This is a genomic window from Rhodococcus sp. SGAir0479, assembly GCF_005484805.1.
Lineage (GTDB): Bacteria > Actinomycetota > Actinomycetes > Mycobacteriales > Mycobacteriaceae > Prescottella.
The window spans coordinates 1,677,526-1,700,495 of record NZ_CP039432.1 but is presented as its reverse complement, the minus strand read 5'-3'; the positions used below and the strand labels follow the sequence as shown (position 1 = coordinate 1,700,495).

The 22,970-nt window shown below is 67.0% G+C and carries 26 protein-coding genes and 2 pseudogenes; 10 read left to right on the top strand and 18 right to left on the bottom strand.

Translation table 11 applies throughout. The features are described 5' to 3' along the window. The first annotated feature begins 2 nt into the window (after window positions 1-2). From E7742_RS07895 to E7742_RS23470, 3 genes are all read left to right on the top strand, one after another. Entirely contained in the window at window positions 3-614 is a 612-nt protein-coding gene (locus E7742_RS07895) for a TetR/AcrR family transcriptional regulator (protein ID WP_137798448.1), read from the top strand. Between the two features lie 74 nt (window positions 615-688). Next, window positions 689-1,159 (top strand): hotdog fold domain-containing protein, encoded by a 471-nt coding sequence (locus E7742_RS07890; RefSeq protein ID WP_137798447.1) that lies wholly within the window; start codon window positions 689-691, stop codon window positions 1,157-1,159. A 904-nt stretch (window positions 1,160-2,063) separates the two neighbouring features. Further along, window positions 2,064-2,705 carry a hypothetical protein gene (locus tag E7742_RS23470; protein WP_254699197.1) on the top strand — a complete coding sequence of 214 codons (642 nt, stop codon included), beginning with the start codon at window positions 2,064-2,066 and terminating at the stop codon, window positions 2,703-2,705. Window positions 2,706-3,318: 613 nt separating this feature from the next. Here the strand turns inward: E7742_RS23470 and E7742_RS07875 are convergent. From E7742_RS07875 to E7742_RS07865, 4 genes and pseudogenes are all read right to left on the bottom strand, one after another. Beyond that, a complete protein-coding gene (locus tag E7742_RS07875; protein ID WP_137798445.1) occupies window positions 3,319-3,750 on the bottom strand; it encodes a hypothetical protein in 432 nt (143 codons plus the stop codon). Between the two features lie 38 nt (window positions 3,751-3,788). Next, a pseudogene (locus E7742_RS23730) lies at window positions 3,789-4,123 on the bottom strand (ATP-dependent DNA ligase); the annotation flags it as partial. 365 nt (window positions 4,124-4,488) lie between these two features. Continuing rightward, complete coding sequence (locus E7742_RS07870) at window positions 4,489-4,875, bottom strand: carboxymuconolactone decarboxylase family protein (RefSeq protein WP_137798444.1); 387 nt, start codon at window positions 4,873-4,875, stop codon at window positions 4,489-4,491. Next, the gene (locus E7742_RS07865) at window positions 4,872-5,534 is read right to left on the bottom strand and encodes a class II aldolase/adducin family protein (RefSeq protein WP_137798443.1); all 663 of its coding nucleotides are present in this window, start codon (window positions 5,532-5,534) and stop codon (window positions 4,872-4,874) included. The genes E7742_RS07870 and E7742_RS07865 overlap by 4 nt, the downstream gene beginning before the upstream one ends. Before the next feature lie 87 nt (window positions 5,535-5,621). Between E7742_RS07865 and E7742_RS23725 the strand changes: the two genes are divergently transcribed. Then, entirely contained in the window at window positions 5,622-6,044 is a 423-nt protein-coding gene (locus tag E7742_RS23725; protein ID WP_368076956.1) for a MerR family transcriptional regulator, read from the top strand. Between the two features lie 163 nt (window positions 6,045-6,207). Here E7742_RS23725 and E7742_RS23865 read toward each other — a convergent pair whose 3' ends face one another. After that, window positions 6,208-7,608 carry an FAD-dependent monooxygenase gene (locus tag E7742_RS23865; protein WP_441346885.1) on the bottom strand — a complete coding sequence of 467 codons (1,401 nt, stop codon included), beginning with the start codon at window positions 7,606-7,608 and terminating at the stop codon, window positions 6,208-6,210. Window positions 7,609-7,642: 34 nt separating this feature from the next. Next, window positions 7,643-7,762 (bottom strand): annotated as a pseudogene (locus E7742_RS23860) (FAD-dependent monooxygenase); the annotation flags it as partial. Between the two features lie 112 nt (window positions 7,763-7,874). Here E7742_RS23860 and E7742_RS07845 point away from each other — a divergent pair. Next, the gene (locus E7742_RS07845; protein ID WP_137798439.1) at window positions 7,875-8,420 is read left to right on the top strand and encodes a CGNR zinc finger domain-containing protein; all 546 of its coding nucleotides are present in this window, start codon (window positions 7,875-7,877) and stop codon (window positions 8,418-8,420) included. A gap of 147 nt (window positions 8,421-8,567) precedes the next feature. Here E7742_RS07845 and E7742_RS07840 read toward each other — a convergent pair whose 3' ends face one another. Then, complete coding sequence (locus tag E7742_RS07840) at window positions 8,568-8,795, bottom strand: hypothetical protein (protein ID WP_137798438.1); 228 nt, start codon at window positions 8,793-8,795, stop codon at window positions 8,568-8,570. A 273-nt stretch (window positions 8,796-9,068) separates the two neighbouring features. Here E7742_RS07840 and E7742_RS07835 point away from each other — a divergent pair, with 273 nt between their 5' ends. Further along, complete coding sequence (locus E7742_RS07835; protein WP_254699195.1) at window positions 9,069-9,506, top strand: MerR family transcriptional regulator; 438 nt, start codon at window positions 9,069-9,071, stop codon at window positions 9,504-9,506. A gap of 70 nt (window positions 9,507-9,576) precedes the next feature. Here E7742_RS07835 and E7742_RS07830 read toward each other — a convergent pair whose 3' ends face one another. The 3 genes from E7742_RS07830 to E7742_RS07815 all read right to left on the bottom strand — a co-directional run bounded on the left by E7742_RS07830 (window position 9,577) and on the right by E7742_RS07815 (window position 11,838). Then, the gene (locus E7742_RS07830) at window positions 9,577-9,843 is read right to left on the bottom strand and encodes a hypothetical protein (protein ID WP_137798437.1); all 267 of its coding nucleotides are present in this window, start codon (window positions 9,841-9,843) and stop codon (window positions 9,577-9,579) included. Between the two features lie 137 nt (window positions 9,844-9,980). Further along, window positions 9,981-10,310 carry a hypothetical protein gene (locus E7742_RS07825; RefSeq protein ID WP_137798436.1) on the bottom strand — a complete coding sequence of 110 codons (330 nt, stop codon included), beginning with the start codon at window positions 10,308-10,310 and terminating at the stop codon, window positions 9,981-9,983. Window positions 10,311-11,208: 898 nt separating this feature from the next. Further along, window positions 11,209-11,838 carry a hypothetical protein gene (locus tag E7742_RS07815; protein ID WP_137798435.1) on the bottom strand — a complete coding sequence of 210 codons (630 nt, stop codon included), beginning with the start codon at window positions 11,836-11,838 and terminating at the stop codon, window positions 11,209-11,211. 335 nt (window positions 11,839-12,173) lie between these two features. On the opposite strand from E7742_RS07815, the gene E7742_RS07810 reads away from it, so the two are divergent. Both E7742_RS07810 and E7742_RS07805 read left to right on the top strand, forming a co-directional pair. Then, window positions 12,174-12,446 carry a ribosomal protein L7/L12 gene (locus E7742_RS07810; protein ID WP_137798434.1) on the top strand — a complete coding sequence of 91 codons (273 nt, stop codon included), beginning with the start codon at window positions 12,174-12,176 and terminating at the stop codon, window positions 12,444-12,446. Between the two features lie 219 nt (window positions 12,447-12,665). After that, window positions 12,666-13,160, top strand: a complete 495-nt coding sequence (locus E7742_RS07805; RefSeq protein WP_137798433.1) for a hypothetical protein — start codon at window positions 12,666-12,668, stop codon at window positions 13,158-13,160. Between the two features lie 89 nt (window positions 13,161-13,249). On the opposite strand, the gene E7742_RS23455 is transcribed toward E7742_RS07805, so the two are convergent. The 3 genes from E7742_RS23455 to E7742_RS07795 all read right to left on the bottom strand — a co-directional run bounded on the left by E7742_RS23455 (window position 13,250) and on the right by E7742_RS07795 (window position 14,670). Next, window positions 13,250-13,609, bottom strand: coding sequence for a DUF6301 family protein (locus E7742_RS23455; RefSeq protein WP_254699194.1), 360 nt, complete (start codon window positions 13,607-13,609; stop codon window positions 13,250-13,252). Continuing rightward, window positions 13,566-13,847: a DUF6301 family protein gene (locus tag E7742_RS23450; protein ID WP_254699193.1), complete on the bottom strand. Its 282-nt coding sequence runs from the start codon at window positions 13,845-13,847 to the stop codon at window positions 13,566-13,568. The genes E7742_RS23455 and E7742_RS23450 overlap by 44 nt, the downstream gene beginning before the upstream one ends. Before the next feature lie 283 nt (window positions 13,848-14,130). Continuing rightward, a complete protein-coding gene (locus tag E7742_RS07795; protein WP_175420434.1) occupies window positions 14,131-14,670 on the bottom strand; it encodes a TetR/AcrR family transcriptional regulator in 540 nt (179 codons plus the stop codon). Between the two features lie 99 nt (window positions 14,671-14,769). Between E7742_RS07795 and E7742_RS07790 the strand changes: the two genes are divergently transcribed. Continuing rightward, window positions 14,770-15,177 carry a nuclear transport factor 2 family protein gene (locus E7742_RS07790; RefSeq protein WP_137798432.1) on the top strand — a complete coding sequence of 136 codons (408 nt, stop codon included), beginning with the start codon at window positions 14,770-14,772 and terminating at the stop codon, window positions 15,175-15,177. A gap of 279 nt (window positions 15,178-15,456) precedes the next feature. Here the strand turns inward: E7742_RS07790 and E7742_RS07785 are convergent, their stop codons facing one another. The 4 genes from E7742_RS07785 to E7742_RS07770 all read right to left on the bottom strand — a co-directional run bounded on the left by E7742_RS07785 (window position 15,457) and on the right by E7742_RS07770 (window position 20,760). Beyond that, window positions 15,457-16,671, bottom strand: a complete 1,215-nt coding sequence (locus E7742_RS07785; protein WP_137798431.1) for a low temperature requirement protein A — start codon at window positions 16,669-16,671, stop codon at window positions 15,457-15,459. Then, window positions 16,668-17,360 carry an SDR family NAD(P)-dependent oxidoreductase gene (locus E7742_RS07780; protein ID WP_137798430.1) on the bottom strand — a complete coding sequence of 231 codons (693 nt, stop codon included), beginning with the start codon at window positions 17,358-17,360 and terminating at the stop codon, window positions 16,668-16,670. Before E7742_RS07780 ends, E7742_RS07785 begins: the two co-directional genes overlap by 4 nt. Before the next feature lie 148 nt (window positions 17,361-17,508). Next, complete coding sequence (locus E7742_RS07775) at window positions 17,509-17,832, bottom strand: putative quinol monooxygenase (protein WP_137798429.1); 324 nt, start codon at window positions 17,830-17,832, stop codon at window positions 17,509-17,511. Window positions 17,833-18,000: 168 nt separating this feature from the next. After that, window positions 18,001-20,760 (bottom strand): helix-turn-helix transcriptional regulator, encoded by a 2,760-nt coding sequence (locus tag E7742_RS07770; protein WP_254699192.1) that lies wholly within the window; start codon window positions 20,758-20,760, stop codon window positions 18,001-18,003. 326 nt (window positions 20,761-21,086) lie between these two features. Between E7742_RS07770 and E7742_RS07765 the strand changes: the two genes are divergently transcribed. Then, the gene (locus E7742_RS07765; RefSeq protein WP_137798427.1) at window positions 21,087-21,548 is read left to right on the top strand and encodes a PaaI family thioesterase; all 462 of its coding nucleotides are present in this window, start codon (window positions 21,087-21,089) and stop codon (window positions 21,546-21,548) included. Between the two features lie 11 nt (window positions 21,549-21,559). Here the strand turns inward: E7742_RS07765 and E7742_RS07760 are convergent, their stop codons facing one another. Then, window positions 21,560-22,933, bottom strand: a complete 1,374-nt coding sequence (locus E7742_RS07760) for an NAD(P)/FAD-dependent oxidoreductase (RefSeq protein WP_137798426.1) — start codon at window positions 22,931-22,933, stop codon at window positions 21,560-21,562. Between the last annotated feature and the right edge of the window lie 37 nt (window positions 22,934-22,970).

Genomic DNA, 22,970 nt, shown 5'->3' with positions numbered 1-22,970 from the left:
CGATGGGTCGCCCCCGTCAGCACGACCTGAACACGCTCTGTGACCACGCGCATGACCTTTGGGTAACCCACGGGGCCGCAGGCGTGACCATCCGTGCCCTCACTGCAGTGTCCGGTGCATCCAGCGGCGCTGTCTACCACGCCTTCGGGTCACGTGACGGCCTGCTGGCGCGCGTCTGGGCGCGTGAGGCGGAGGATTTCCTCACGTTCCAGCGGGGCACGGTCGCGCGCGCCATGGCCACCGGCACCCCGACCGACGCCCTTGTCACTGCGGCCATGGCGCCGGCCCATTACGCCGAGTCGAACATGGACAGCGCCCGATTGCTGCTGTCGGCCAACGTCGACGACCTCATGACCGCAGAACTCACCGACGACGGCCGGGCGCAGCTCCGACAGCGCCAGAAGGAGCTCGGCCAACTGCTGGTCGAACTTTCCTCCGCACTCTGGAACCGACAAGACCCCGCAGCCATCACCACCGTGCGGTACTGCGTCGTCAATCTCCCCGGCACGCTGCTGCTCCGGTCGAAAAACGTCACCGACCCGATCGCCCATCACGCTCTCGAACTCGCGGTGCGCGGCATCGCCTCGCAGGCGCCGCCGGCCTCCGCCGTCTGAACCATACGTCCATTCGGGGCAGCGCTCACCCCGCGGCCCGCCGAGCAGTCCAGGCATCAGAAGGAACCAGTTCCATGACCGAATCACCGATCAAGAAGGCGTACAGCGCACTTAACGCGCGCCCCTTCGGTAAGCGGGTCTTCAGCACCGCCCTCACTCTGAAAGCCCCCTACTTTCGCACCATCCGACCCACGATCGTCTCGCTCGAGCCTGGGCGCGGCGAGGTTCGCATGCGCGACCGCTGGAGCGTGCACAACCACCTCGGCACGGTCCACGCCATCGCCTGCTGCAACCTCGCCGAGCTCGCCGGCGGAACAACGCTCGACATCTCCCTACCGGACACGCACCGCTGGATCCCCAAGGGCATGCACGTCTCCTACCTCGAGAAGGCCAGAGGCACGCTGACGGGCATCGCCACCGTGGAAGACCTGGGCAGCCTCGCACCTGATGCAGCCCGCGAGGTCATCGTCCCGGTCGACATCACCGATCCCGACGGGACGACCGTCGTCCACGCCGACATCACGATGTGGATCTCGCCCCGCTGAGCACGGCAGAGTCGCCTCCCGGGTCGAGCGCGCGAATCCTGGCGACATGATCCACTTCAACGTGAAGAAGAGTCGTTGCAGCACCAGCGACGCAGGTACTCAACACCGCCGGATTCACCCCCGCCACAGGGTCCGCCGGGGCTGCTGAAGACGACCCCGCGACCCAAACCATATACTCCCGCAACGAGTTTGGTGCGCTGGCCGAGCAGGGGAAGAAGAAGCCGAAGTGGCCGTGGATCGTCGGCGGCGTCCTCGTGGCGTTCATCGGCGTCGGCGCCATCGGTGCAGCCATGGACGACGATGATGCCGGCACCCCGGCGTCCTCGACCGCACCACCGCCGTGGCTCCTGCGGCGACGTCGAGCGCCGACGCCCCCACCTCGGAGGCCGCTCCGCCGCCGGCGACGACGACGGTCGCGACGGCTCCCACGACGACGCTCCCTCTCGAATCCTCGTGCAGCGATGCCGCATGGCGCGAGTCGATGGGCGCGGAAGGCGACCGGCTGTGCGACGCAACGTGGAACCCGCAGCCCGCCGTTCCCGCATACACACCACCGCCCGCATACACACCACCGCCCGCGTACACGCCGCCTCCCGCCCCGGAGCCTGCGCCCGCGCCGTCGCTCGGCACGGTTACTCCTGGCGCGTTCTGTTCCACCCCCGGCGCTGTCCGCGTGACCAGCAAGGGCACACCGATGATGTGTGGCGCGGGAAGCGATGGCCGGGACCGCTGGAAGTCCGCGGGCTGACACGGACTCGATCGACGCAACATTCGGGTATTCAGCCTGCCGGCCCGCCGGGCTGAACACCGTTTGTCGCCGAACGCCTTCGGCGACTACGGCTCTGCGTGGTTAGACGACCGCCAGCAAAATGCACACCGGGTAACAGGCCATCGCGCCGGGCCGATGACCGAGACACCCGTTGACCCGTATGGGGGGACTGACTTGAAGAACAAACTCATCATCGCCGCCGTGGCCGCCCTGGCCTCTTTCGGCCTGACTGCCTGCGGTGGGGGAGACGATCCCGTGGAGACGCCGCCGACCACGCCCGTCACCACGACCGTCGACGCAACCACGACGACGCCCACAACGCAGCCGCCGGCCAACACCACCGCTGAGGCCGCACCCGCCACTTTCGAATGCGGTGACCTGTCGATCTACCAGTCCGGGACCGCCCTGTACTCCGACGGCACCACCGGCTACGAGGCGGCCTGCGACACATACGTGCCACCGGCGACCACCGAAGCCCCCGCGAAGGTGCTGAGGTACTGCGACTACCCGGGCACCGCCGTCTACACCGACGGGTCGTACTCCACGACCGACCCGGCCTGCGCCACGATGCGCGCCGAAACGAACACCAACCCGAACCCCGGTGGCGGTTACCCGTACGACCCGGAGGAAGACCGAAACGGTGACGGCGTCGTCAACGGCTACGAACGCTGCGGAATTCGCTGCGGCAAAGCCCCGACCAGCGGCGACATCCAAACCCAATACGGCTGCGAGCAGGGCTACATCACCGGTCGTGCCTGCGAGCCGTACACCGGCTGACGCGTCGACACCGCCGAGGAGATAGATCCGCCGCTCGCCGTCGTCGAACGCGGCGAAGATTGCCCGCGCCCACGCCTCGGGCTCGATTACCTGGACGTGCCGGCGGGCTCCTGACATGGCATCGGTGCTCAGGACGTCACGGGCACTGCGGTGCCGGAGTCGGCCGGATCCGACCCTCTCGCTTCCACCTCGAATCGCTTTAGGTGATCGTCAGCGTCGTGCCCGGCGTCCCGAGGGCATGCGCTGCGATGGTTCGTGGCGCGGTGGCGAGCGCTGCGGGATCGCGGAACGTGGGTACTGACGGGCACCGTCAGCGCCGGCCAGATCGGTCGGCAGCGTCCGCGGTTCCCCTCTTCTGATGGGGTGCGAAAAGGGACCGGATGCGTTCGGTCGCCTCTCGGCGATTGGCGCAACGCAGCTCCAGCCGTGCGGAACTCTGCGAGGACAAGGGTGTGAGCCCGGGGGACACGGAACGCAACCGATCCAGCCGTCTCAACGCCGGTACCGGCGGCCCTATTCCGGGCGAGAGCCGGTTACGTGTCTATGGGCGGGCAGCTTCTCGCCGAGGGGGCACCCGGACGGGTAAACGGCCCTTCCCGGATGCAACGCCTGTTCAGCAGGCCCCTCGTCCCGCAGCGAGCACTGCCTGGGCCATCAGTTCCTGGTCCGCTGGCGAGAACGTCGCCTTCCACGAGTAATCCGAACGCATCGTCTCCACTCGCTCACGCGCGAACTGCTCGCGATCGAACACTTCAAGGCCTCTCGTGCGCACGGGATCGCCCATCAAGTCGAAGTACTCGGATTGCGAGCTACACATCTTCTCGTACAGCGCGTGGCCAGTGAGATCACTTACGCTGCTCCAATCGGTGCGACGAACCCAGGTGCCGGTCTGTGGTTGTTCGTCGACCGCTGTGATGGTGGCGGACGGTGATAGCGGCTCAGGCGCAGTTTCCGGCTCGGCGTTCGGGTCCGTGGGGCCGGAGCAGGCAGACAGGACCAGAGCAGCAGCACCGACAGCAACCGTAACCGTAACCAGGGACTTCACAAGACATGGTTAGCACGGTCGGGCGGAGGTGAATGCGGTCAGTGTCGAGCGGGGAGGTCGACCTCGTCCGGGGTCTTGTCGTTGCGAAGGCCCTTCCAGCTGGGGGCGTCGCGGGCTGCCGCCCGTGTACTCGCGGTACTCGACGTCGCCGACCAGGGCCGGTTCCACCCAGTCGGCGCCCCCTCGCTTCTCGGTTCGGGGGCAGCGCGGCGAGCGCGGCGCGCGGCTGTTCATGCGCGGCCAGTTGCTGGCAGAGCAATCGCCGGAGAGCGGTGGTGAATCCGGTGCCGACGTGTTCGATGTAGACCAGGCGGCCATCGTCGTCGTCCGCGCGGAGCAGCAAGGACCCGACGCCGTTGCGTGCCGCGCCCGCCGCCGTCGACCTGGCACTCAGAGGTTAGATTGTGCGCCGGCCACGCCCGCCCGCACGGGAACCGACAAACGATCCTGTGGGCCGTGTGAGCTGGCGCATCCGACAGCGTTCTCCGTTCGGGTTCTTCGAGAGATGCTGCAGTGCAGGTTGGCGATCGTGTCCGCATCCGCCCAGGTGGCGTCTCTGTTATCACCATCACCGAGGCGTCTGCTGCGGTTCCTGTGGTGGAGGACGGTGATGGAGCTGAGGCCGCGCAACCTGGGCCAGATGCATGTCGCGTCTGGGCGCTGAGGGGGCTGGCCGGCAACCCGGGAGGTTCGGGCACGTGCCGGACCCTCTGGCCGGGCCGGGTCGACGGTTGGATTTCAGTCGGGTTGTCGAGTGAGTTCCGCGATGATCTCCATGCCGAGTGCGTAGGCGGGAACGCCGGCGGTGATGACCGCGGTTTCGGCTACGCCGATGAGGTCGGCGGTGGTTGCACCGGCGTGGAGCGCGCCGCGGGCGTGGATCCGGGCAGGGTCCGACCGGCCCAGCGCCAGCAGTTGACCGAAGTGGACGAGCTGCTGCACGCGTGCTCCCAGCGCGTTGTCGGTCAGCACGATGTGCCGCAGCGCTATGATCGCTTCTTCGGTGTCGAGCCGATGGTGTTGTTCGGCCAGCCGCAGGCGGTCCTCGGCGCCGGGAGGAACGGCGCCGAGGGTCGAGTGGTAGCGGTCGCGGATCGCGTCGGCGCGGTATGCGTTGGCGCTCATGAGCTGCGCGCCATCGAGGCGCGGACGGCCGCGAGGGCACCCGGAGGGAAGTCCACCGCCCCGCCGATGGCGCGCGCGGCGATCTCCGCTTCGGCGCTTTCCTCGATCGCATACAGGAGCGCGGCGGCCGATGCCGGATCCGGGCCGAAGACCATCAGGCCGTGGTTGGCCAGCAGCACTGCCTGCGTCGTCGGACGATCATCGAGGATCTGGGCGATGCTGCGGACCGATACGTCCGATCCGCGCGGTCCCCACGCGACGACCGGCACTTCCTCGGCCTGACCGAAACGCAGCATCGGCTCAGTTCGGCACGGCAGGGGCCGGTTCGCCACGGCAAACGCGGTCGACGCGGGCGAATGGGTGTGGATGACGGCGCCCACCTCGGCCCGCTTGCGATAGACGATGCCGTGCATGGCGATGATCTCGGTGCTGGAGGATCGCAGCTTCCCTTCGAGGACCCGCCCGTCCTGGTGGACGACCGCCACTTGTTCTGGCCGTAGCTCGCGAATGAAGCCCGGGGTCATGGCGAACCGTTCGCCGTCCAGCCGCGCGCTGATGTTGGCGTGCCCGGAGTGCGACATCACGCCGGCTGCGAACAACTGCGCGGCCGTCTCGGCGATCTGGTGGGCCTGGGGTGTCGTTGCCGGTGTTCCCGTCATGGTCAGACCTTTCCGATTCGGTGGTCGGCGGCCGTTCGGCGCCGACGACGACCACGGTGCGCCTTAAACTCGGGTTCAAGTCAAGCGATGTATCGACCAAGGGGAACTGCTGTGATGACGATCGGTCAGCTCGCCGCGAGCACCGGAGTCCCGGCATCGGCAATCCGATACTGGGAGCGGCAAGGGGTCCTGCCGGAGCCCGAGCGACGGGGCGGGCAGCGACGATATCCGGCCGAGGCCGCCGACCGGATCGCGGTGTTGCGCACGTTCCAAACGGCTGGCCTCAGCCTCGACGAGATTCGCGACGTTCAGCAGGACCGTCCACAACGCGGAGCGATGTTGACCGCCAAACTCGCCGAGATCGAGCGCCGCATCGTCGACCTTCGGCACGCCCACGAACTTCTCGCACACGCGGTTCGGTGCAGCAAACCGGATGTCGTTGCGTGCGCGACGTTCCGGTCGCAGATGGCGACCTGGCAGTCGCCACTCGACGACCCGGGCGGGAGATGATCGGCGCGGCGTACTCGCGGTGCGCGGTGCACGCACGCCCTGCCCACTCGGACGCCGGCAGCGTGTCGGACCTTCGATGGCGTCGAGACCGTCGGAGGCTCCTCGAGCAGAGTGCGCGGCGGCGACGATTCGACGTTGTCGCGCATGCCGGGTCGGCCGTCGATCAGGAGGGCTTGGCGAGCAACGTGGCCAGTGTGTCTCCCAGACTGGGCCCGGAGGCGGGAGTGTCGGCGCGCCAGGCGATATGCCCGTCGGGGCGCACGAGCAGGGCCCCGGTATTCGCGAGTCCACACAGGCGACGCAGCCGGTCCCACGGGTCGTCGGACGCGTCTTGCACCAACGGGTGTCTCCCAGTGACCGGATGGCCTCGTCGAGCAGCATCGTCGACCTGGTCGTGCCACTGGGCGCTGTCGGTGGGGCCGTGGATGAGTGTGAAGGTGGCGCCGATCAGGTCGAGGGTCGAGCCTACGCCAATTGAATTGGCGAACTGTACATGTGGAAGCAGCTGCCCGGGCAAGCCCGCGGGCGTGTATCCGCCGGGGTCGATCGACGAGTCCGAGGGCCCATCGACCACGGCATCCGATCCGTACCGTGTGGTGAGGAGAAGTTCATCGTCGATGCGGTACCCGCCGCGGGCTCCGGCATTGTCCAGAGCGATCTCGATGACCTGCCGGGGGATGGGCCTACGCTCAGCCTCGTAGGTGTCGAGAAGTTCGGCGCCGGCCCGTCCCGACAAGACTGCGGCCAGTTTCCACGCCAGGTTGTCGGCGTCACCGAGGCCTAAGTTCATCCCGTGCCCGCCGGTCGGCGGAACGGCATGGGCCGCATCGCCGGCCAGGAACACGCGCCGACGTCGGTACGCGGAGGCGAGTGTGGCATCCATCCGCCACACCGACGTGTCGACGACCGACACGTCGAGGTCGGCGACGCCGGCGGCGGCGCGCACGATCTCGGTCCAGTGGGCCTCATCGAACGCGGTCGGATCCTCGGTGTCAGGGTCGTAGGGGTACTGGTAGATCCAGTGCGTGTCGTTGTCGATCGCCATGAATCCGCCCCGGGCAGGTGGGGTCAGGAAGTACGAGGCGCTCGTTCGATCGGCGACGACGGCGCCCAAGGGTGCACGGAAGCGGACGCTGACGTAGTACCCCAGCCCGGTGTCGCCGTCCATCCGGATGCCGGACTGTGCCCGAACGGTACTTCTGGATCCGTCACAGCCCACGAGGTAGTCGGCCGCGACGATCGACCGCGCGCCGGTGTCGACGTCGCGCAGTTCGGCCGAGATACCGTCGTGGTTCTCGGTGAACGAGACGAATTCGGTACCGAATCGAATACGGCTCCCGTCCGCTTCACGTGCCGGCTCGAACAAGATCGCCTCGAGGACGTCCTGAGAGCAGATCACCCCGGGCGCGGGGGTGACCTCTCGACCGACCACGCCCTGGTCGAGGGTGGTGCGCACGAATTCGGGTGCGCTCAATGTCGCTCCGCGGTACATCGACACGTGTTCGCCGGGCAACCCCGCCGCTCGTACGCGGTCCTCGAGGCCCATCCGACGCAACAGTTCCATCGACCGGGCCGAGATGCCTCGCGCTTTGGGGTGACGTGCGCGGACGGGTCTCTACCAGGCAATTGTCGATTTCGTTGCGAGAGAGCAGGATTGACAGGGCAAGTCCGACCGGCCCGCCCCCGACGATGAGTACCCGGCTCGTTCGACTATGCATGCACGTCCTCCTCCGAGCCGGATCGAGCGGACCCGGCGCGCCGACATTCGTAACGGTATTCGGCTGAAATATACGTTACAGTGATCACTTGTTGTCCACCCGTTTCTCGGAGGTGCTCGTCGTGGATCTGAGTGGCGACAATCCCCGCGGCCTACGGTTCGTCGTCGAAGTCGCGAACGCATACCGAAAGAATCCGGCCCTGTCGGTCACCGACTTCCAGGCGATCGTCGACCGACACACCGCGCATGGCGCCGCAGTGCCGAAGTGCGGCAAAGGCGCCGACCTTCTGGCCGCGATCGAAGACATCGTGCGAATTCTCGCCGCTCGGGAGTCCGGGACGGCGGCGGACAGGATCAACTCCACGTTGAACCGATATCCGGCTCACCCTCAGCTCGTCCAACTTCCCGGGCGCCCGTGGTCGATGCATCTCCGTTCCGAGAACACTGACCGGGCGCAGTGGTTCGCCTCCACCGCCGCTTTCGCCCTCGGATTGTGGCTCAGCGAGAAGGGTGCGTGCGCGTGGGGCACTTGCCAGGCGCCCGGCTGCGACGACTTCTTCGTCGACAGCGGGCGCCGTACTGCGCAGCGCTACTGCACGCCCCGGTGCGCGACACGCGCCCGCGTCGCGAACTACCGACTCAAGAGCGCAGGTCGATAGTTACGTGAACGGCGCGCCGGCTGCTCGGCCTCCACGGTCAGCGACGGCGAGCGGGTTGTTCGTAAGGTGTGCTCGCGCGCCGCCCAGCTCCGCCCGCCTAGCCTCGTCGGATGTGGGGGCGTTTTGCGTGTTGGCTTGGGTGTGGTGTCAGGGTTTGGTGTGGCGGGTGAGTAGGGCCCATCGAGTGAGGAATCCGATGGAGGTGCAGAACAGGACTGGTGCGAGTGCTGCTGTGGTGGCGAGCAGAATGATGCCGAGGGGCGGCACGATCGCGATGAGTGGTAGCGCGAGCGGTGCGAGCGCGGTGTTGATGAGTGCTCCGGCGAAGCAGGTGCCAGCGATCTTCAGCTGGTCTGGGTGTCGGATGGTGGGCACGGGTCGGACTGTAGCGGTTCCACTGCTGAGGCCGCCGAGGCGTACCGCGATGCACCGCCCGAGGACGTGCTCGGCAAGTCTCACGTTGTTGCTCGGGTCCGCTGGCACGGCGGCAGCATCGTCACCGCCGCCTGGCTGTTGCGAGTCATGACGTTGGTTGCAGCCACCGCGTCGTTTGACCTTCAAGTAGGTCGAAGCCGAATGATGTCGGGGTGTTAGATTTCGGGTTGATGGCGATCGGGACCTTCGCGCGGCGAAGCGGTCACACGGCGAGTGCGTTTGCGCTTCTACGCCGATGCAGGTTTGCTGCTGCCTGCAAAGATCGATCCCGTCTCCGGATACCGCTTCTACGGGGATGGCCAGCTGGAGCTGGCTGTTCTGCTCCGCGGTTTACGGGAAATTGGTATGCCCCTCGCGGCCGTAAAATCCGTTCTCGGCGCTCGACACGAGGAAGCGGTTCGCCTTCTCGATGAACATGTCAACGCGGTGGTCAGCGATGCCGCGGCCACACTGCTGCGGGCGGTTGTCATCACATCAAGGCGGGACTGGCCACGCATGTCCTTGATCCGTGGAGGGCAGCGGCGCGTGGTGGCATCTGGCCATCCGCGCCACCCGACAGTTCCTCGGCATGGATCTGTGGCTATGGGCCGACGCCGCGCGCGGCTCCCGCAGTCCGATGTCGTGGAGACTTTGGCAGCTGAGCTGCATTAGAACCGGCTCATCTCGAGGTGTTGATCGTCGAATGGGTTCGGTTCCGGTGACAAGACCGTCAAGATCGGCGTCAATCCCACCCGGGCCCGGCAACCCGCCGGCGCGCCCACCACACGATCACCGCGGCCGCCAGCAGCGCAGCGCCGATCCCGGCGGCCGTGAGGCCGACACGGTTCGCGTCTTCACAGGCCCGGACCAGCGACACACTGACAACTTCCGGGTTGACCGGCATTTGAGGGGCATCGCCAAGGGCTCTCATGGCGTCCGTGCACTGCACATAGTCATGGGTCTCGTGGCGATCAAATACGACTCCACCCACGATCAGAACAACGGCCACGACCGCTAGTCCGCTCACCAGTAGCGGCAACCCACACCCGATTACGAGTGAACAATGTCGAGAGTGCCTGTCACTATCGGTCCTTCGATCCGTGCCATTTGTCACTGAAGGTGACTGGTTAGGGCAGCGCGACGTAGTCACTTCCTCGCGGGCCCGACCGACCGACGCTGCGTCCACCACACGATCGCCTCGGCCGCCAGCAGCACCGCGCCGATCCCGGCCACAGCTAGGCCGATCCAGTTCGCGTCTTCGCAGCCAGTCAAGAGCACTGGAGACGTCAGCACTTCTGGGTCCGGTGGGTCGTGATAGGTGCCTGACACGAAGAGGGTGCTTTCGGTGATGGTCCTGATTTCGTCCATGCATTCCGAATGAACACGCACCTCGTGCCGGTCGAACGCGATTCCGCCGGCGATTAGGACGATGGCCACCGCCGCGCCGGTTAGCAGTAGGCGCGTCTTCGAAATCATTGGGAGATTGTCACACGAGGTCAGGGTATCTCCCGACGGGCGACTTCGCGGCGTTGCTGGCGCGCGATCAGCCGATCTCGGTTCGCGGTGCCGTCGAAAATCTCCGGGTGGCCCGCGGTATCGATGTTGAGCGGGGTATCCGCGAGTCGCAACTCTGCCAGGACCGGTTCGGAGGGGTGGGCGAGATGGAAGTCGAGCGGAGAGGGGCTGCCGGCGGCCTCGCAAAGCAGAGGGCGGTGTCGTCGACGATAGAATGCGGGGACGGTCGACGCTCACGTGAGCGGCTGGGGCGGCTGAGGACATGAGGTCCGAGGGGCTCGGCGAGACAGGTATATTCATCTCAACCAAGTACCCAGAGCATGCGCCGCGTGTGCGGGAGGCGCGCCGCACGGATCTCGAGAATGGTTGAAGAGCGGCCGAATTGGTGACGTTGGCCGCCCTTCGGGCTGGCGTACTCAGAGGGGTGGTTGTCGAAGGCGCCCCAACCCAGTTCTCGGGTGGTCCCAAGTTCTGGTCACCTCAGCATTTTCGCGTCGTGAGCTGCGGCGATGGCATGTCCCGGCTGGGGCCAGCGCATGTGGGGTTGTGGGGGTGCTCGAGTTCGGTGGTCTGGGGGGCGGTGCGCGGTGCATGGGGGGGGGTGGTTCGAGGGCCGCCCAGGGACTCGTACGTTAATTGTGTTGTGACGCGGCGGACCTGTTCGGTCGGGTATGGGCTGACGCGCTTGATACCACGGCTCGCGAGCAGCGCACGGGCCCTCGAAGTCGACACAACCCAGTAGTCGGCGACCCGGTCGATCGGCTAGAGCACGGACTCGGGTAGGAGGAGCTGGCACAGCGTCCGCGGATGGGAGCCCGGCACCCAGGAAAGCGACTGCGGATGTAGGTGGCGGCGCAGATCAGCGCCGGAACCACTTTTGTCGTGGTGGGGTGAATAGGTCGTCGCTGAGTGGTTGGTCGACAGCGATGATTTCGACGTCGAATTCGATCCACGAAGGGTGTTCGATGCTGACGCAGATCCCGGTTTGCTCGTCGACGCGCACCAGTGACGGGGGTCCGGGTGCCCACAGGTCGGTTTCGTGGTCGAACTCGCCGATCAGTAAGGGGCAGCAGGGGCAGCGGGGATCGTATGCGGGGGTGGGTTGCGCGGTTGCTTGCAACGCGGGCCGGCCGTGATGTTCGACGCGGGTGACGTCGTGCAGGTCGACCGGGGTCACGTTCGGGTCGTCGCGGTTGTGGACGCGGTCTGCGAGTTCGATCGGGTTGAGCATGGCCACCCACCGGTAATCCTCGTAGAACGGCTGGTCGTAGTCGACGTCGATGCGGTCCGGCACCGCTTCGACGAGGCCGTCTTCGGCGAAGGCTGGCCGGATATCGGTGGGCCAGTGCCCCAGGATTTCCCCACCGCGGCCGTCGGACGTGTACATCGTGCCGGCGTAGGGCCGCCTCGAGGTGGCGGCCTCGAGGAGATTCCCGTCCGCGTCTTCGACCCGGAGATCGCCGGGACGGCGAATCCACGCGTGCCGCATCTCGCCGCCTCCTTCTCGCCAGCGGAACTCGATGCTGTGCCACAGCCACGGGGATGATCGGGCGAGGCGGCGCAGCCGTTCGACGGTCGGTGGTGTGGTCATTCCTCCATCATGCACCGTCTTTCGTGCCCGCCTCGGCGGGGTAGGCCCCGTTGCTGTGGTTGGCTGCGTGCGGGGCCGCGGGCGCGGTGTCCCGATCAGGGGGTGGGATGTCGAGGCTGGGGCAGGTTCTCGAAAGTGAGGGTCTTCAGCGGTGGGCGGCTACGTTTGTCGCTGTCTGGTTCGCGGTGTTGGTGCTGCCGCCCAGGGTGGGTTCGGCGGTAGACCATCCGACGGTGTGGCGCTGGATTGTCGTGGTGGCGCTGGTGGTCGGTGTCGTGGCGTTCGGGTACGACGCCTTCTCGCGGTGGCGCAGACATCTCACCGGCCAGGAGCCGGAGCGCTTCTTCGTTGCACCCGAGGAGGTTCCGGTCGCGAACGTGGAGGCGGTGATCGCGTCGACCGATGACCGTCTGGCGGCGATCAGGGCGCTACGCGAGCAGCATCCGGGTCTGGGGTTGAAGGCTGCCGCTGACCTCATCGATGCGGCGCGCGGCGGACGAGACTGAGGACACCGCGCTCGCCCAAGATGTGTGCAACTCCCGGGGGGCCGTCAGTACGCGCGCACACCTTCCGTGGCTGTGGGTCGACGGCGCGCGCGTTGTCCCCAGACGGCTCCACGACAGGGCACGTCGTGGAGCGGCTTCCGCTGAATATCGTGGGCGATCGGGCAGACTGCTGCGGTGGCACTTACGGAGAGGAGAGGCGCGAGGTCGCGGACGGAGTGGTTGACTGCTGCGTTCTGGGTTTTGACGTTCTTCTTCGCGTACGGTCTGCTGCTCTATTGGTGGCCGGCGTTGGTGTATCTCGCTGCCGGGAGTGTGCTGACTTACTGCTGGTGGCAGCGGCGTCGACACGGCCGGTTCTCGATCGTGTTCGGCTCGCTCTGCGCCTTGTCGGCGGTGATGACGTGGGCGGTGAGCGCGTGGGCGTTCCTGATACCGATCTCGATCCCGGTGGACAGCCTCGGGCATCGGCGGATGAATTGCGGCTCGGTCGTCAGTCCGGTGCCGGCTGCTGAGCTGAAGGTAACTGCCGGCGGAATGAGCGGGCCAGGGAGGCACCCGATACCGCAGAGCTGGATGGCAGAGACGTGCGCGGACGAGCTCTTCTTTCGCGGTAGCAGGGCGGCAGGCGTCGCGCTGATAGGTGTGTTCCTCGCTGTGCGCGCCTACGGGCACTTCTCGACGCCACGTTCGACCCAAGTCGAGGGCGCTGCATAGCTTTGAGGCGGGGGGCGGTCGCAGAGACGCTCTTCTTTCGCGGTAGCAGAATGGATGGACGAGCCCGAACCGGGGTACGAGGACGAGGACTAGCGATCGAGGTCGGCGAGATCGCATCCGGTGCGGCAACAGTTTTGCGCGCGCCTCACGCGAATTGGACCACTCACAACTCCGACCTGCAACACGATCAATCCCCGCCAAGTTCTTGACGCACGACAGCCATCACGCCAGCACATTGCCTGATACCCCGGACTCGTCAGATGCAGTTGGATCGCACTTAAATTCAGGTTCAGTGTGATGACCGCTTTCGGCAGGTCCCACCGGATGGTTGCCTCAGGTCCGGGTTCGGCGCTCGTGGCTGTCCCCAGGAGTGCGGTAAGTGCCACATCGAGGTTCGTGAACCCTTCATCCAGCAGCGGGACGCACCACTGTCTTAGGCGTAGCGTCATCTGCCACGTCCGAAACGAAGATCGAGATGCAGCGCATCGAACGGTTCCGCCTGTACATGTCCGCCTCCCGCCGGCTGACATGAAGGTTCGTTCGTATCGAGCCGCCAGCTTGCCTGGGTTCGACGAGCTCCCATCCGGCTTGTGCGCAGAATGGTTCCAGGTCGTCGACGGTCCAGGTCCTGTCGAATTCTGCGGTGAGGCGAGCGACGCGTGTGGCGCCTTCGATGTCGACGTGCATGGGGGATGCTAATTCCTCGGCATGTCCCGTCAGGGTCCGGCACTTGCGTGGTGCACGGGGGTCTGGCGTTGCGGGGCGGGTGCCGGCTACCGGTGGCGGGGTTTTGAATTGCGATGTGGCGCAACGTGTGTTGTGAATCGTGGTGTGGGTTAGGGAATGTCTGCGCGTGGCGTATGGCGCGGACGCGTGTTGGCTGGGGGAGTGTGTATTTCGATGTTTCAGATGTGTGGCGTTGTTGGCGAGTGCGAGTGTTCGGTGGTGGTTGCCCCACAAGGAGTACCGCTCACGCCTTCGTCACGCGCAGGGCCAGCTCGGCCACGCGGCGCAGCTGCTCCTCATCGGCGCCGTCGCGAGCGTAGGACGACAGGCCCACGAGGAGGGCATGGACGAAGGCGGCGAGCGTTTCGGCGTCGACGCTCGTTTCCGTGTCGATTGCGACTCTCCGCAGTTGGTCTGCGGTGATCGCGCGGTTCTGGTTGCGATTGCCGGTGAGCTCGGGTGCGGTGTTGACGAGGCATCCGCGCGGATGGGCTTCGCTGGCGTACTCCTGGCATGCGCGGTTGAGCATCATCCGCAGCACCTCGTGCGGAGTCGTGCCGGCAGTCCCGGCTGTGGTCACGGACGCGGGGTTGGCTTCATAGCGGGCGACGGCCTCCTTGAACAGGGCCTGTTTGTCGCCGAACGCGGCATACAGGCTCGGCGCGGAGATGCCGAGCTCCTGCGTGAGGTCGGCGATGGAGGTCTGCTCGTAGCCGTGCTCCCAGAACAGGCGTATCGCCTTGTCCAGTGCGGTGTCTCGATCGAAGCTGCGCGGCCGTCCCATGCATTCATTTTATAGGGGTCACTACAGATCTGCTAGCGTTCTGTATCGACCACTACAAAATGCGGTGGCCGGCGACCACCACGAGAGACAGGACACCTGATGACCCCCACCACTACAGACGTGACGACCGCCTTCCTCGAGGGCCTCGGCGCACAGGACCCGGAAAGAATGGGCGAGCTGTTCGCGGAGGAGATCGACTGGTTCGTTCCGGGCGATCCGGCGGTAGCGCACTGGGTCGGCGCTCGCTCGCGTAAGAGCGAGGTGCCCGACTACTTCCGTGCCCTGTGGGCCGCTCTCGAACCGGGCAAGAGCGTCGTCTCCGTCGAGGCTGTCGTCACCGACGGCGAGGACGCCGTCATCTTCGGTGCGTTCGACCACGTCGCAGCTCCGACCGGACGCCCGTTCCACACCGCCGTTGCGCTGCGTTTGACCGTGAAGGCGGGAAAGATCACGCGCATGCACCTGTTCGAGGACACGGCAGCGACGGCTGCGGCGTTCGCAGCCTAGGTGTACTGAGCCATCGGGCCGGTGACACTCGGGCTGCGGGCGTGAGTCGGTGGCTCGAGTGGAACCGGCCAGTATTTCCGTGCTCGGACGGGCTTGGGCACGGCAACGTCCTTGCAGGCCCCGGGGGAGCCGGTTCAGATGTCACCTACTCGGGGCACCAGCCCCGAGTGCTCGCGTCGGCAAACACGAACGTGCCAGCGCCACGTCTGCCATGCGGATCGTCACCAGGGCTGCGGTTCGGTAGAGGACGATGCAGCCGTTCTCCCGCAGCCCTCCTGCTCATTCCGCATGCCATCCGCCGACGACTTGCCGGGCACCGGCTGTGGAGTGCCGGACATCCTGTGTGGGCCTCTTCCGTTGCACTTCCTGAGTGACGACGACGCCAACCAAGACGATGACCAGGAGCGCACTGACAGCGACGCCCGGCAGTGGCGCGCCGACGACCCCGATAGCCACGCATGCGAGCGCTCCACCCACCAGGAGACCGCTGACCGTTCGTGTGGCCCGTAGCCGAAGTGCAGTTTGGGCAACGAGATAGAGGGCGGGTCCGCCGACGACCGCGATCATCTGTGCGGGCAACAGGCGGTCGCTGGGGTGTGCAATGACCAACTCGTCGCCGACTGCCGTCAGAATGACACCGGCAATGATCAGAACGTGCCCGTAGGTGTAGGAGTCACGGGCCAGTTGTGTTCGAGAAGATGATTCGGTGAGGGCGTTCTGGCCCAGTTCACGGGTCGAGGTGAAGTACAACCACCACAAGGCCGCAGTCCCGACGAACGCCCCGCCGAACGCGGTGACAGTCACGACGTCGAGCGGAAGGTCGGCCACGGTCGTGCCGGTGAGGACAATCGTCTCTCCGAGGGCGGCGATGACGAAGAGCCCGAACCGTTCGACGAAGTGGTCGGTGGCCAGATCCCATGTCTCGCCCGCCAACCGCGGCCGGCCGGGGACACGGAAGAAGAAGAGCGGCGCAGAGTAGTCGAGCGCCAGCGCGACGGTCCACAAACCCACGCGTGCGGCATCGTCCGCAATGCCGCCGGCAATCCAGAACACGCCGGCGACGCTCAGCCAGATGAGGATCCGGCCGGCTCGCTCGCGTTCGATCGTGCCTTTCGCGGCGACGACGAACGTCAGAAACAGGTGGCGGCCGACCTGGATCGAGACGTAGGCGCCGGCGAACAGCAGTCCTTTGCTGCCGAAGGCCTCCGGGGCTGCGATCGCCATGAGCAGGCTTGCGAGCATCAGTGCGATCAACAGGACGCGCACGGCGTCGGTCTCCGAGTCGAGCTCGTTGGTGGCCCACGTGGTGTAGTTCCACGACCACCAGACCGCGAGGAGGATCATCACCGCTCGGCCTGCGCCGGCCACGGTCAAGTGCTCCAGTAGCAGGTGGGAGACCTGACTGATGGCGAAGACGAACACGAGGTCGTAGAACAACTCCAGCGGCGCCGCCCGTTTGCCCTCAGGGTCGCCGCGTCGAGCCCGTCGCGTCACCAGGGGAGCACCCCGGCGCGGTCGGTGACCGTGCCGGTGGGCGTGTCGGCTCCCAGGGTGGCAATGCGCACCGCTGCCTCTGCGCCGTCCTCCACGCTGTGTCCGATCCGGCCGGTGAACTCGGTTGCAGTCTGGCCGGGGTCCACCGCGTTGAAGCGAACGTCGGGGATGGTCTTGGCGTATTGCATTGTCAGCATCGTGACCGCGCTCTTCGATGAGCCGTAAGCGGCGAGCGGGTACTGCGACTCGACTCGTTCCGGATCCTGGGTCATCGTGAACGACCCGAGTCCGCTGGTGACATTGATGACCGAGGGGCGAGTCGCGACCCGCAGCAGGGGCAGGAATGCGTGCGTGACGCGCACCAGCCCGAAGACGTTTGTTTCGTAGACATGGCGGATCTGGTCGGCTGTCATGTCCTCGGGTGGGGTGACTTCCCCGAGGATGCCGGCGTTGTTGACCAGGATGTCGAGGTGGCCGGCCCGCCCACGCAACATCTCGACCGCGGCGTCGACCGACGCGTCGTCGGTCACGTCCAGTTGGACGAAGTGAGCACCGAGTCGGTCGGCGGATTCGCGGCCGTTCTCGGCGTCGCGGGCTCCGATCCAGACGGTGTGGCCGGCCTGGACGAGGCGGCGGGCCACCTCGTAGCCGAGACCCCTGTTGCCGCCGGTGATCAGTGTGGTCGTCATGTTCCCTCTTTCGTGGCATGCGGTGGTGCCGGTGCCGCGCAGAGAAGTGCGCGGGGCACCGGCACCGTTCGTGATGGAAACGTTCGTGTCGTCCGGCAGTGGTGGCGACACTGCCGCCGCGGGGACAGTCCCGCCGACGAGGATTCCTCTAGTGGGAGGGCCGGAACGGGCGCAGCAATCGGATGCCGTCCTCGATGGAACCGTCGATCAGTTCGAGCATCTGAGGGACGAGTTCCCGCATCCGCGGTGCGCTCAGATGGGCGTCGAGCACCGCACGGTTCTCCCAACGTTCGTAGATGATGAACGTGCCCGCGTCGTCGACGATCTCGTGCGCCTCGTAGTCGATGTTGCCGGGGTCGTTCCGAGAGGGTGTGACGGCCGCGGCGATGAAGGCCTTCAGGTCGGCCTCTCGACCGGCTTTCGCGTGCGCTTCCCAGATCACGGTCACGTACCCGTCGGGCGTGGCAGTCATGTTCGTACTCGCATTCGTCTACGGGCTTCCGGGCCGGGGTGATTTGTTGGCTCCACCAGCGTCGCTCAACGTGGACGTGGCAGCTTCCGTCAATCGACTGCCATTTCGTGGCCGCGTCTACTCGAGTCCGGTCTTCCGTAGCAGGTGCGCCCGGCCCGCGGATCCCGCTTACCGAGTGGTCGGCGCGTCGGGAGGCAGGGCGTCGAGAGCGTCTCGGAGCGCGCCGCGGGAGGTGATCCCCAGCTTCGGAAACAACCGATAGAGATGTGACGAGACGGTCCGCGGCGACAGGAAGAGCCGCGAGGCGATCTGCGGATTCGACAGCCCCGTCGCTGCGAGCCTGGCGACCTCCAGCTCCTGAGGCGTGAGCCTTGTGCCGGCATCGCCGCGGGGAGCGCGCGCCATCCCCGTTGCGCGGAGCTCTGCCTTCGCCCGGGCCTCCCAGGGCCGGGCCCCGACCCGCTCGAATCGGGCACACGCAGCGCTCAGCTGCACTCGCGCCTCACGGGTACGTCCTCGTCTGCGCAATTCCTCGCCGTACGCCAGATGCGCGCGGCCGACCTCGAAGGGCCAGCGTTCGATGCCGGGCAGTGCGAGCGCCTCCTCGAACCGTCGGACCATGTCGTCGGGCTCCGACGTCATTGCGGTGGCCGCCGCCGCGCTCAGCGCCCATCGTGGTGACACGCGCTCGACACCCGTCGCGCACAGCGCCTCGGCGTGCCGTCGCGCCTCCACGGCGCGGCCCGTCCGTAGCGCCGACTCGACCAGATCCGTTGCAGTCCACAGTGCTTCGGGGTTGAAGCTCGGCAACGCGCCGGGTGGGCAGATCGCCGTGGCGTGCCGGAAGGCCGTGTCGAAGTCGGTAGCGCCGATCGCCGCGCGGGCAGCAGCCTGGTGAGCGCAATTCTCCAACCGCCGCAGCCTCCTGGGCGCCGACCAGCTCCAGATGTCCTGACAGTGGGCACGGCACGCATCGAGGTCGCCGCGTTGGGCCTCGACCATCGCCGCGACGTACCGGCCGACCTGACCGAACAGGTGGTAACCGGTCTTTTCACACAACGCGACGAGCTCGGCTGCAGCGTCGGCCGATGACTGCCATCGGCCGCTGTGCAGGTCGTCCAGAGCGACGAACATGAGCCCGGGCATGCTCGCTCCCATCGCGCCGTCATCGCGGACGACGCGAGAAACAGCCTCGCGGCAGCCCGAGAGCCGGTCGAGGTACGAAGCGGCCAGGGCAGTGCGAATGATGAGGTCGGCGTCGGCCTGGTCTTTCAGGTGGGCGATCTCGTCGTCCAGTCGACGGAGCATGTCGTCGGTGACGGACCCTGGGGCGTAGTGGATGCGCCCCACGGACACCGCTGCCGCGGGCGAGTCTTCGGGAAGCGGGCCGACGACGTCGATCAGGGGCCGCCAATGCTCGTCGCGTCCCGAGTAGTGGCTGGCGAGGGTCAGCGTGAAGAGCGCAGTCTCGAGCTCGCCACGCGGCAGTTCGGACGGGTCCACGCGTTCCTCGACCAGCTTCAGCAACAACGCGTGGGCGGTATCTGCATCGCCCTCCGTGACGAGCACCAGAAAGGCGGCCGCGGCGGACGTCGCCAGTGCCTTCGGCGGATCCTCGTGCATCTCGCGCATGATCTCGTGCGAGGTGTCCAGATGGCCGGCCACCCATGCGGCGATGTACGCCGCTCGGGAGAAGCGGCGTGTTCGGTTCCCCGAGTCGGGGCTCAGTTGGGCGGCTCGCCGCAGACGAGCGACGGCGCCGGCGGCGTCACCGCGCCGCAGACTGCTCTGCGCCGCAGTCTCGACGACCGAGGCCACCGCCTCGTCGGGCACCGTCGTGGCTCGCGCGAGGTGGTCACCGCGGCGTTCGGGGTGGTCGATCAGCGCATCGGCCAGGCGGTGGTGCGCGCTGCGCCGCTGCTCGCCGGTTGCGCCGTCGACCACGGCGGACCTGACCAGCGGGTGCCGAAAGCGAACGGTGCGAGCATTTTCGGCGACCTCGAGAAGGTGGTCACGTTCCGCCGGAGCCAGCCCGTCCAGTGTGCCGGGACCACCGGCCGCGGTGAGGAGAACGAGGTCGCCGGAGCCCTCGAGAGCCGCGAGCAGGAGCAGGTCGCGGGTTCTCTGCGGCAGTCGCTCCACGCGGGCCGCATACAGAGCGCGGACATCTCGTCCCTGCCCGCTCGTCCAACCCGTGCCATGGAGGTCCGCGGGCCCGGACACGCTGCTGGCGCCGGCGAACTCGAGCAGGGCGAGTGGGTTCCCTTGGGCCTCCCGTGCCACCGTCTGCAGTATTCGAACAGGGAGATGAACGAACCTTGTGGAGAGCAATCGCAGTGCGTCCGTGTCGTCGAGAGGCGCGACCACGAGCTCGGTGAGGCCGGTCGGCCGGAACGAGCCGTCGGTCTCGGGGCGCCAGGCTGCGAGAAGACCGATTCGGCGGCCCGCGAGCCTCCTGGCGACGAATGCCAACGTGGATCGGCTCGCGTCGTCGAGACTGTGGAGGTCGTCGACGACGACGAGGAGGGGTTGTTCCTTCGCGGCCTCGCTGAACAGCACCAGCGCCGCGTTCAGTACAGCGAGCCGGTCGGGCGCGGGGCCGATGCCGAGACCGAGCGCGACCTCGAGGACTTCCCTCACGGCAGAGGGCAAACCGTCGATCTCACGAGAGAGTGGGGCCACGAGCTCGTGGAGACCCGCGAAGCTGATGTCCGTTTCGTACTCGACGCCGCGGCCCCGGATGACCCGCATCGACGTCGTACGCGCAAGGTCGGCGGTTGCGTCCAGGAGCGCGGTCTTCCCCACACCCGGATCTCCGGTGAGTAGGACGGCCGCGCCATCCGTCGCCGCCCTACCGACGAAGTCTGTGAGCTCGGCAAGTTCGCGGTCTCTACCTACCAGTGCGGTCGGATCGACACCTACCGTCACCAATGTTGTCCCGCCTCGCACTCATCATGGCCCTCATGGTTGGAACAGCACTACGACCAGCCACGCGATCGAGAAAAAAGTACCGCACCGGAATCACCCACTCGTGCTCCTCATCGCAGAACCCTTCCGTCGTCGTCAGCTGCAGCCAGAGGTATGGACGGCGCAACGCCCGGAAACTCATCGGCATGACATGAGCGGTTCGTGCCTCGAAGGGGCCGGTTGCGGCCGCCGGGGCGCTGTGGATCACGATGACGGGAGACATATTCGATCGGTGGCCGGGCGGCAGGGGTGCCGCACTGCGGCCGCCGGGGACGAGGGAGCTGAGCATGGCGAGCGACGCAGAGCGCGCACTGGGACTGGCGGACGGAGCAGATCCGGCCGAGGTCAACGCGTTCCTCAACAAGGGTTTCGGGGAGGCGTTGGGCCTGGAGTTCACCGAACTGACCGCCGACCGCGTCCGCGCCCAGTGGAAGGTCACCCCCGCGCTGTACCAGCCGTGGGGGATCATGCACGGCGGCGTGCACTGCGCGGTGATCGAGTCCGTCGCCAGCATCGCCGCGAGCCTCTGGCTGGGGGACCGCGGTCACGTCGTCGGCGTGAACAACAACACCGATTTCCTCCGTGCCGCCCGGGACGGGGTCCTCTTCGCCGAAGCGACCCCGGTGCACCGGGGTCGCTCGCAGCAGCTCTGGCTCGTCACCGTCACCGACGAGCAGGAGCGCCTCGTCGCGCGCGGACAGGTGCGCCTGCAGAACATCACCGAGACGTCGTCGCTCGGCAACAAGTGACGCGGGGCCGGTCAGCCGGCCTCGCGTGATCGGTCGGCGTGACGCGATCGACTCTGCTCCTGCAGCTCGTCGATCGCGTTGCGCGCGAACACCTGCTGTTCGGTCGACGCCATCTGCGCGCGTCCGCGGCCGATGAACGAGACGGTCCACGAGATCACCGTCGACAGCCGGCTGCGGAAACCGATCAGGTACATCAGGTGGATCACCAACCACATGACCCAGCCGATGAAGCCGGTGATCTCGAGTTTGCCGACCTTGGCGACCGCGCTGTACCGGGAGATCGTCGCCATCGAGCCCTTGTCGAAGTACTTGAACGGCGGCCGGTCGCCGGGCGAAGCGCCGTCGAGACTCGCCTTGATCTGCTTCGCGGCGTACTTGCCGCCCTGCATCGCGACCTGGGCGAGGCCGGGCAACTTGTCGAGGGACATCATGTCGCCGATGACGAAGACGTTCGGATAACCGGGCAGGGTGAGATCCGGGTTCACGTGCACCCGGCCCGCGCGGTCCACCTCGGCCCCGGACTGCTCGCCCAACTGGCGGCCCAGCGGGCTGGCCTGCACGCCCGCCGACCACACCTTGCACTGGGACTCGATGCGAGTCTCGGAACCGTCCTTGTGCCGGACCACGAGCCCGTCCACGTCGACATCGGTCACCATCGCGTTGAGCTGGATCTCGACGCCGAGTTTCTCGAGACGCTCGGCGGCCTTGCGGCTGAGCTTGCCCCCGTACACCGGCAGCACCGCGGGGGCACCGTCGAGGAGGATCACGCGGGACTCGCGCGGGTCGATGCGCCGGAACGCCCCGGCCAGCGTGCGGTGCGCCAGCTCGGCGATCTGGCCGGCCAACTCCACGCCGGTGGGTCCGGCGCCGACCACGACGAAGGTGAGGAGACGGCGTCGTTCCTCGGGGTCGTCGGACAGCTCGGCCTGCTCGAACGCGCCGAGGATCCGCCCGCGTAGCTCGAGGGCGTCGTCGATGGTCTTCATGCCGGGCGCGAACTCGGCGAAATGGTCGTTGCCGAAGTAGGACTGCCCGGCTCCGGCCGCGACGATGAGGGAATCGAACTCGGTCACGGTCTCGCGCTCGAGGAGACGCGAGGTGACCTTGCCGGCCGCGAGGTCGATCGCCTCGACGTCGCCGAGCAGCACCTCCACGTTCTTCTGTTTCCGCAGCACCATCCGGGTGGCCGGCGCGATGTCGCCGACGGACAGGATGCCGGTGGCCACCTGGTACAGCAGCGGCTGGAAGAGGTGGTGCGTCGTCCGGGCGACGAGGGTGACGTCGACGGGGGCGCGTTTGAGGGCCTGGGTGGCGAAGAGGCCTCCGAATCCCGATCCGATGACCACGACACGGTGACGATGCGGCTCTGGCGAGGGGGTGCTCATGGCGCGCTCCTTCGGGGGTCGACGAAACGTGCTGACC